Origin of the sequence: Zoogloea oryzae, from assembly GCF_030161255.1 — a bacterium.
In the GTDB taxonomy this organism is placed as follows: Bacteria; Pseudomonadota; Gammaproteobacteria; order Burkholderiales; family Rhodocyclaceae; genus Zoogloea; species Zoogloea oryzae.
Genome location: NZ_BSPX01000240.1, coordinates 1 through 828, shown reverse-complemented (window position 1 = coordinate 828; position 828 = coordinate 1). Strand labels below are relative to the sequence as shown.

1 protein-coding gene is annotated in these 828 nt (G+C 34.3%); it reads left to right on the top strand.

From position 1 onward, the window contains the following. Positions 1-267 precede the first annotated feature (267 nt). Positions 268-456, top strand: a complete 189-nt coding sequence (gene psbZ, locus QQK25_RS24890; RefSeq protein ID WP_497801082.1) for a photosystem II reaction center protein PsbZ — start codon at positions 268-270, stop codon at positions 454-456. The last annotated feature ends 372 nt before the right edge of the window (positions 457-828 follow it).

The following is an 828-nucleotide window of genomic DNA, read 5'->3' as shown; positions in this document are numbered from 1 at the left end:
AAGATCCCAGGCTTGAATACATGTTTTGGCTTGGCCTAGCTAGATAGAGAGAAAAAGAGATACATAATCCAGTCTACCCATTTCGGAAGACAATCTAACATTATACTCAACTTCATGTCCAAATAAAGTAGTAATCAGTCGTATAAGATGCATAGTTGGAAAATCCCTCCATGATGCATAATTGATTACAATTACATTCAATTTTTTTGGTTAAGATAGGGATTAAATGGTATAGTTCATTTGTTGGTAGTTTGGAGGTTTAGACGCATGCTTATTGCTTTCCAATTGGCTGTTTTTGCATTAATTGCTACTTCATCAATCTTATTGATTAGTGTACCCGTCGTCTTTGCGAATTCTGATAGTTGGTCTACTAACAAAAATGTTATATTTTCTGGGACATCTTTATGGTTTGGATTAGTCTTTTTGGTAGCTATCCTTAATTCTCTCATCTCTTGAATCTATTTGGCATTTCCCCGATCCAAAAATAGCCCCTCCCTCGAATCCCTTCGGGTTGGGAGACACATTCTAATTCAATAGAAATACTTTCAAAAGTTTTTTAAGGGAGGGGTCAAAGTCAAACTCACTTCTGGAAGGAACAAAAAAGCCAACTAGATTCTATTTAAAGAGTTTTATACCTAGCCTATTAAAAGAAAAAAGAGTTTATATCTGTTATGGAATAGTATAATCCCTATTGGATATAGACTACAATAACATATTTAAGAATTCACACTTGAAATGGTCCTCAAGAGAATTCAGGCACAAAAAAGGTAGCTACATGATATATCATATATGTAGAGACAGATACATGCGTATCAAGAATGCAAAATG

What these genes read in the sequence shown, in the direction of transcription:
- psbZ (WP_497801082.1), top strand. Translation starts at nt 268, where the DNA reads ATGCTTATTGCTTTCCAATTGGCTGTTTTTGCATTAATTGCTACTTCA.